Raw genomic sequence first — 7832 nt, 5'->3', positions numbered from 1 at the left:
CCTTCGCTGTCCCACAGCTGCAGCTCGCGCATGCCGGGGGTATCCATCAGCAGCGCGCCGCCGGGKAGCCGGAACAGCTCGCGGTGAGTCGTCGTATGCCGTCCCCTGTCGTCCCCGCCTCTAACGCCCTGCACGCGCTGCTCCTCGCTGCCGGCCAGCCAGTTGAGCAGCGTGGACTTGCCGACGCCGGAGGAGCCGGCAACCGCGATGGTCGCCCCTGGCCGCATGTACGGCCGGAGCTGCTCCAGGCCTTGATTCTCCTGCGCGCTGACGGCGTGGACCGGCACGCCGGGAGCGGCGTCCTCGACCTGCCGCACCAGATCATCCGGGTCGTCGGCGAGATCGGCCTTGGTGAGCAGGACGACCGGCGTCGAGCCGCTTTCCCAGGCCGCCACCAGGTACCGCTCGATGCGGCGCAGATTGAAGTCGTGGTTCATCGCCGTCGTGAGGAACAGATAGTCCATGTTGGCTGCGACGACCTGTCCGTCCTGCACTTGCCCGGCTTCCTTGCGGATCAGCGCGGAGCTTCGCTCGAGCAGGGCGTGGATGCTGGCGCGGGAGCTGTCGCCGGGCTTCGGCACGGAGGCCAGCACCCAGTCGCCGACCGCGGGGTAATCGGTCTTGCGTAAAGCGTCAAACGAATAGCGCCCGGTCACTTCAGCCAGATGCTCGCCGGATTCGGCAGCCAGCCGGTATAGGTGGGAGAATTGGGCGACGATGCGGGCGGGCTCCAACCCGGAGATGCCTGTTTGCTTTCGAGTCGTCTCCAGCCTTTCTTGCCAGGAGTCGTTCCAGCCGTAGCTGCGGAGCCCACGGCCTTCTTCGGATGCAGGAGATCCTTCCTGAGGGGCTTCTGGTGCAGGAGAGATATTCCCTGGATGGGTTTCCTTCCTGTCCGCGGGTAACTTCCTATCGGCTGACCCCTTCTTGCTGGCTGACCCCTTCTTGCTGGCTGGCTCATTCGTTTGGGGAAAGACATGGCTATTGATCGAATCATTCGTTTCGGTTGCTTCATTCCACTCATTTGGATTGAGGTTCAAGTCGGATTCCTCTTTTCGCAGGGTATAGTCCGTTTCTGTCCAGGTTTTAGTCCGGTTGTTCATCTCGTTAGGCTCGTTTGTATTTAAGGTCAAGGCGGGTTCCTCTTTTCGTGGGTTGGATGAAAAAAGCAAAAAGCCCGCAGCGAACATGCGGGCTTGCCTTGTCAGGCATGGCACCGCGGGCCAAGATGGCATGCGGGCCTCTAACAGGCCCGCGATCTCTGTGGATCCCGCGGGCATAAAAAAACCGCAGGAGACCATTGGTCTCCTGCGGCGCCGACGATCAGCGCCCGCCTCTGCCATCATGGCAGAGGCGGGCTGCGGATCAGAGTCGGCTTGCTCCGTCAGGGACCGGCGTCGGGACAATCAGCTTGTAAGTCGCGTATGCAGTCGTCATTTGACATCGGCCTCCTCTGTTGAAAATAAGTGGCTTTAGCATAGCCTTTTTGGGTCATTTTTATCAAGGGGGAGAACAAATAAAGGCGAATTGTACCTGCAGCCGGACTAAAGCTCGTGCGGCGTCAGCCGTTGTATGGCGGACAGAGGCATTCGGAGAGCCGATCCGCTCAGTTCCAGCCAGCCCTCCTTGGAACGGATTGCCGCATTCCATTCTCTACCTGTTTTCTACCCGCCATTGTGGCCGGAACCCGGTTAGAATGAAGCCAGTACGGAAGGGCGTGAATCCATTGGTATGACTCATTGATTTTCCTGACTCTCTATAAAAAACAGAATAATTAATGGGAGGAATCATCATGAGTCGACATGATCGCGCCATGGAGCGCCTGGACGCTTTGCTGGCCGGCTTCGCGGCGCAGGAGCCGCTGCCCGGACTTGCGGTGGGCATCGTTGCCCCAGATGGAGTTTTTGCCCGCGGATACGGAATCCGCGACGCCGGGACGGGCGAGCCCGTGGACGAGCACACTCTTTTTCACCTGGCATCGGTATCCAAGCCTCTGGTAGCTACGGCCGTCATGCAGCTGGCGGAGCAAGGCCGACTGAATCTGGACGCTCCTGCGAGCGACTGCGTCCCTTACTTCAAGCTCGCCGACGGCCGGGAACGCGAGGTGACGATCCGCGACCTGCTCAGCCATACTTCCGGCATGCCCGACGAGGAGGACTTCCAGTGGGACTCGCCGGAGGATGACGAGGGCAGTCTGGAGCGGTATGTACGCGCCCTCGCCGCACGCAGCCTGGACCGGAATCCCGGCGAGGAGCATGCCTACAGCAATATCGGTTTCGAGCTGCTGGGAGACGTCATCGCCAAGGTCAGCGGAATGTCCTTCGAGGCGTACATGCGGGAGCATGTGCTGCGGCCTGCCGGGATGGAAGAGAGCACCTTCCTGTTGGCGGAGGTGCCGGCGTCACAGCTGGCGGCCCCGCATATTCTCGGTGTTCCCGAAGGACGCTACGGACCGCAGAAAAGCCTCGTTTTTCCTTATCACCGGGCGCATGGACCGAGCTCGACGTTGTATATGAACGCGGTAGACAGCTGCCGGCTCATGCTGGCTTACTTGAAGCCGGAGCAGGCGGCAGAGGGGAAGGGGCTGCTTGAGGAAGGCAGCCAAGGGGAGATGTGGGGCACCCGGGTCGGCCTGGGCTATGGAGATTGGCTGGATGGAATCGCCCTCGGCTGGTTCACGGGCGCTTACCAAGGACGCAGAGCTGTATCCCATACCGGGCAAGATACCGGCTTCCGCAGTTATCTGGTGCTCTTGCCGGAGGCAGGCTTAGGCGTTACCCTCATGATGAACGGCGACTATGTCGGTCTCAAGGTGCTGATGAAAGGCATTCTGGACCTGCTGCTCGGGGAAGGAACTGGCGAAGTCCAGCGCAATCTGGCCCATTATTTGACCGGCATCGCCTTGTCCGGCGGGATCGATGCGGCTTGGGACGAGTACCGGCAGATCCTCCATGACGGAGTGGAGCGGTATGCCGTCTCGGCCGACGATTTCAGCTATATCGCCTATCCGCTGGAGGAGAACGGGTATGCCGGCGAAGCGCTGCAGGTTCTGGAGCTCGGGCTCCGCCTGTTCCCGGAGTCGGAGCATCTGCGCGAGAGGCTTCGTGATTCCGTGCAGAAGATGAACCCTTAAGCTCCGAACATTGAGGCCGCCTTTTCCTGGCGGTCTTTTCGTTGTCCATATCGGGTTGATGTCGCCCGCATCGGTTCTTCTCTCTTGTTAGGGAACGGGTACCGGCTATGCCATTGGGCCGGCGGCGGGAGAGTGATGGGGTCGGATGGGCCAAACGAAGCGGGCGGCGACGGGAGCGCTGATCAGAGAGGAGATCGGACAGCAGATCGAAGCCGTGATTAGACAGCGGGTCGGACAGCAGAACGAAAAGCGGGTCGGAACACTGATCAGACAGCAGACCGGACAGCAGATCGGAGCAGCAATTACGGGCATATCGGACATAGGATCCGTTATTCAGGCGAAATTCGCATTTGGACATCTGTATCGGACATACGATCCCTTATTTCTCCGATTCCTACTGCAATGGCAATATAAAATCCGGAATAGCGGATTGTATGTCCGATAAAAATTGAAACGGGGTCAAAATCAGCGGAATAGCGGATCGTATGTCCGATAGCAGATAAAGGGATGGTTAGGATACGTTCGCATGATCCATAAAACCCGATACCGTCTGCCGGGTTGCTGTCCATCGAGAAGCTGGCAGAGGAGCAAAGGGCGCAGATTGGCGAAAAGTTTCATCTCTAAATCAAGCATGAAAACGCCATCGATTTGCGGGGTACCGGCAGCGTCTGTTCCCCCTTATGCTAGTCTCAGTCCTCTTTTGTCCGGGAAGGGCAGAGAGAAATCGAGACGAGACAAAGGAGCTGCCGACCATGAGCACCGGAACGTACGCGTACCCCTTTCTTAACCCCGGCCTGCCGCTGAAGGAGCGGGCCGAGAACCTCGTAGCCCTGCTGACGCTGGAGGAGAAGATCTCGCTGATGAGCCAGTATCAGGAAGAGATTCCGCGCCTCGGCATCGCCAAATACAAGCATGGAACCGAGGGGGCGCACGGAATCGCCTGGCTCGGGGAAGCGACGGTGTTCCCGCAGCCGATCGGGCTTGCCGCCACTTGGAATGACGGGCTCATGAAAGAGATCGGAGAGGTTATTTCCGAGGAGGCGAGAGTGTATTACGGCCGCGATCCGGAGCGCAACGGCCTGACGATCTGGGCTCCCACGGTCGATATGGAGCGGGATCCGCGCTGGGGACGCACGGAGGAAGCCTACGGAGAGGATCCTTATTTGACGGGCAAGCTGACCGCGGCGCTGGTGCGGGGCATGCAGGGAGACGATCCGTTCTACCTGCGGGCGGCGGCGACGCTGAAGCATTTCTATGCCAACAACAACGAGAAGGGGCGCGGCTTCTTCTCGGCGAGCATTGATCCCCGGGGCAAGCGGGAGTATTACCTCAAGGCATTCGAGCCGGCGTTCCGCGAGGGCGGTGCGGTATCCATGATGACGGCTTATAATAGCGTGAACGGAATACCGTGCAATCTGCTCGAGGACGTGAACGGCATCGTCCGGGACGAGTGGGGCATGGACGGCTTTGTCGTCAGCGATGCGGGAGATGTGCTCGGCACCGTGAACGACCACGGCTTCCTGCCTTCGTATGCCGAGGCGGTGGCGCAGTCCATCCGCAGCGGCATCGACAGCATCACCGATGACTCCGAGACGGTGCACCGGGCGGTGCGCGACGCGCTGGAGCGGGGGCTGCTGGAGGAGTGCGACCTCGATCGCGCGCTCGTTCATACGTTCTCGGTGCGGATTCGTCTGGGCGAATGGGATGCTGAAAATCCGTATGCGGACGTGCCGGAATCGAGGCTGTGCGCCCCGGAGCACGCGGCGCTGGCGCGACGCGCGGCCAGCGAGTCGGTCGTGCGCTGCACAACGAGGCTCCGGSCRGSWGTGCGTTTACCCGGCAGGACCGAGGAACCGTTTCCGGATTGGACGGATGAAGAAGTCGACCAGGGCTTTGCCTGGAAAAACAAGAGCATCTCGAGCTTCGAAGCGATGGATGATTCCCGCTGCATCGTGGCGGTAGCGGTCGAGGAAGGCGAGCCTGGAGCAGCCGCGGGCGCCGCGCGGTCCATCTTGGTTCCATTCGAGGTTCCCGCGGACGGGAAGCTGAGCATTTCCAGCATCCTGTCGAACACGGTCGAGGCCGACGTTGCGCCCGGCAGCTGCGGGCTCGTTTTCAATGCTGTGCCTGGCGCAGACGGCGATGCCGCGGAGCAGCCATGGACTTATATTTTCGCCCTGTATCCCGGATATGAAGGCGAGGCGGCGATCCTGCTCCAGGATGAGGCGCTCGATCCCCCTTCCCCGCTCCTGTTGGCCGGCATGAAAACCTGACTGCCGAAAGCCGTCATGCATAACGCTCCGCCGGACTGACCACGCTACCACTGGAGGTGGATATGATGCATCAACCGTTCGAGCCTTACCGGTTCGCCGATCTGAGCGAATCGGATGATGCCGTGCAGCAGATCCGGGAACTGGAGCAGCAGCTTACCCGGCAGCAGGGCGTTCCCGTCACGCTCATCGCCTTTCAGCCGGAAACGGCCGAGGAAGACCGATAAAACCCCGGTGAGCCAAAACGTTCCAAGACTGAAAAGGCCGCTTTCCCCGTCAATCCGGTGAAGGCGGCCATTTGCTGCTTCCGATCGCCGGGCAGCCTCGTCTGGTCGGCCATACATAGACCCAGCCTTGCCTGGAAGGAGCATCGGCATCGGCCGTCCAGATCCGTTCGTAGTCGTTGCTTTCCTCCGGTCCCCCGTACTCTTCCAGCCGGTCCGTTTCGGCAAGGCCGCCGATGCCGATCCGGAGCCACCAGCCGGATACGGCGCCGCTGTCCCCAGCTTCAGGGAAAATGACCAGAGCCGGGTACAGCCCCGCCGCCGCGTCGACCAAGCTGCCTCTTACTCGGCCCCTCGCCGCTTCCCGAACCCATGCCTCGATGACGCCATAATTGGACATCCCCGGCTGCAGAGTTCCGTAGACGAACAGCCATGCTTCATCGTTCATGACGTTTTCCCGTCCCCCCGCCACCATCATGCCCGTCTCCGGCGGGCCCGCCGATATCCGGAGCCGCAACGCGCACGCCGGCTTCCTCCAGTCCACGGCGCAGCAGCATCGCTGCTTCGGCGGCTCCGGGACGGTCCCCGTGCAGGCATATCGTGGCAGCGGATAGGGATAGGACCGGTCCTTCCAACGTTCCGGCTTCGCCCCGGGAAGCGATTCCCAGAGCCTGCGCGAGCACGGCATCCGGATCGTGCAGCACCGCCCCCGGCAGCGATCGCTCGGCCAGCTTGCCGGATGCCGTATAGGCGCGGTCGGCAAAAGCTTCGGCGACAGCCGGCAAGCCATGTCTGGCTGCCGCTTCAAGCAGCAGGCTTCCCGCCTGCGCGAAAACGGCCAAGCCGCAGCGGAGGTCCGCTGCCGCCCGGGCGACGGCTTCGGCGGCCGCTTCGCTTTGATTGCACATGTGGTAAAGCGCCCCGTGAGGCTTCATATGGCGCAGCCTTCCGCCGCTTGCGCGGACGAAAGCCTCCAGCGCTCCAAGCTGGTACAAGACGCCATCATAGATTTCATCCGGGCTCAGCGCCATTTCCCGGCGCCCGAAGCCGAGCCGGTCCGGCAGGCCCGGATGCGCCCCGATGGCGACGCCGGCTTTCAGGCAGCCAAGGACGGAAGCCCGCATCGTGGCGGGATCTCCGGCATGCCATCCGCAGGCGATGTTGGCGCTCGTAATGCTGCGCATCAGGGCTTCATCCTGCCCGAACGACCAGGCTCCGTAGCCTTCGCCCAGATCGGCGTTGAGATCGATGCTTGCCATGGCCAAACCTCCCCGAATCGATCGAATTTCAACGATTGCCGCTCAATCTTCATAAGCCGCCTATACGGCCATGACTGCTGCCGGCATGAGGCAACCCGCGGCGAAGCGCGAGGCGGATTTTGTCAGATGGGATCTAGGATCCGGATTTCGTCGCCGTGGCACACCCGCCCGGGACGTTCGACGGAGCAGACGATTCCCCTCCGTCCGGCCGCTGCCTTGACGAAGCTTTGAGGCAGCCGTTCCCTTGGCATGACATGGTTCTGGACTTCCTTGCCTGCCTGCATGCAGGGGTGATTCTCCCCCTCGCACACAAGCCCGGCGCCGCTTGGGAACAGAAGGCGCGTGCCGGGAAGCAGCTTCGTAAGCTCCGGCAAGCCGGCAAGCATCAGGTTGGCGCCGATCCATTCCGGCTCCAGCGCCTCCACAGCCATGTCGGCGCGCACGGCTTCCATTTCCTCCGCCGACAACAGGCTGATCTGGCGGCGGTTCAATATCTCGGTGCCCCTCGGGTACATCGGCTGGCGGGCATCCGCCTTGGCCGTCAGGCCAAAGTGGCGGTCGCCGCGGATGCCTCCGAATTCCAGCTCGGCTTCGGCGAGAGGGCGGGAGACAAAGGAATTCGGCGCATCTGCGGTATATAAGCCGACAACCCGGGCTGTACGGCTGTTTTTTCTGGAAGAGGACATGATGGGTTCGAGCCTTCTTTCGCTTGTAGTTAGGGGGAAAGGGTTTTGAGCCGGAGAGCATGGTCAAGCATGGCCAAATCCAGCTCCTGGCCGAGATCCAGCAGCTGCGCCTCCTCGAGCCCAATCTCGGAGAAGGATACGCTGTCGCCGGGACGGAGCTGGGCCAGCAAGGGCAGGTCCGCCGAGGCGACATTCAGGATGACCGGGTAACCGCCGGTCGTGCCGCAGCCGGCGCCGAGAATGACCGGCGCGCCTCCGGG

At 61.7% G+C, this 7832-nt stretch carries 7 protein-coding genes and 2 pseudogenes; 4 read left to right on the top strand and 5 right to left on the bottom strand.

Annotation, left to right across the window (positions count from 1 at the left end; translation table 11 throughout):
* On the bottom strand, nt 1-734 hold a 734-nt coding region (gene rsgA, locus BN871_RS23125; RefSeq protein ID WP_232313280.1), incomplete at its 3' end, for a ribosome small subunit-dependent GTPase A.
* A 1058-nt stretch (nt 735-1792) separates the two neighbouring features.
* Between rsgA and BN871_RS23120 the strand changes: the two genes are divergently transcribed.
* From BN871_RS23120 to BN871_RS27990, 4 genes and pseudogenes are all read left to right on the top strand, one after another.
* Nucleotides 1793-3133, top strand: coding sequence for a serine hydrolase (locus BN871_RS23120; RefSeq protein ID WP_198158091.1), 1341 nt, complete (start codon nt 1793-1795; stop codon nt 3131-3133).
* Nucleotides 3134-3885: 752 nt separating this feature from the next.
* Nucleotides 3886-4932, top strand: a pseudogene (locus BN871_RS23110) (glycoside hydrolase family 3 protein); the annotation flags it as partial.
* Nucleotides 4930-5406 carry a competence protein ComJ gene (gene comJ / locus BN871_RS29400; RefSeq protein WP_232313281.1) on the top strand — a complete coding sequence of 159 codons (477 nt, stop codon included), beginning with the start codon at nt 4930-4932 and terminating at the stop codon, nt 5404-5406. The pseudogene BN871_RS23110 and the gene comJ, both read left to right, overlap by 3 nt.
* 62 nt (nt 5407-5468) lie before the next feature.
* The gene (locus tag BN871_RS27990) at nt 5469-5630 is read left to right on the top strand and encodes a hypothetical protein (RefSeq protein WP_021882098.1); all 162 of its coding nucleotides are present in this window, start codon (nt 5469-5471) and stop codon (nt 5628-5630) included.
* A gap of 49 nt (nt 5631-5679) precedes the next feature.
* Here the strand turns inward: BN871_RS27990 and BN871_RS23105 are convergent, their stop codons facing one another.
* The 4 genes and pseudogenes from BN871_RS23105 to BN871_RS23090 form a co-directional block, all read right to left on the bottom strand.
* Nucleotides 5680-6075, bottom strand: coding sequence for a gamma-glutamylcyclotransferase (locus BN871_RS23105; protein ID WP_048749192.1), 396 nt, complete (start codon nt 6073-6075; stop codon nt 5680-5682).
* On the bottom strand, nt 6065-6886 hold the full coding sequence (locus BN871_RS23100; protein ID WP_048749188.1) for a LamB/YcsF family protein: 822 nt from the start codon (nt 6884-6886) through the stop codon (nt 6065-6067). The genes BN871_RS23105 and BN871_RS23100 overlap by 11 nt, the downstream gene beginning before the upstream one ends.
* A 122-nt stretch (nt 6887-7008) precedes the next feature.
* Nucleotides 7009-7572 carry an MOSC domain-containing protein gene (locus tag BN871_RS23095; protein ID WP_048749186.1) on the bottom strand — a complete coding sequence of 188 codons (564 nt, stop codon included), beginning with the start codon at nt 7570-7572 and terminating at the stop codon, nt 7009-7011.
* 29 nt (nt 7573-7601) lie between these two features.
* Nucleotides 7602-7832: pseudogene (locus BN871_RS23090) on the bottom strand (allophanate hydrolase subunit 2 family protein); the annotation flags it as partial.

The organism is Paenibacillus sp. P22 (assembly GCF_000469945.2).
GTDB lineage: Bacteria > Bacillota > Bacilli > Paenibacillales > Paenibacillaceae > Paenibacillus_O > Paenibacillus_O humicus.
This window is presented reverse-complemented; position numbering and strand designations above follow the sequence as displayed.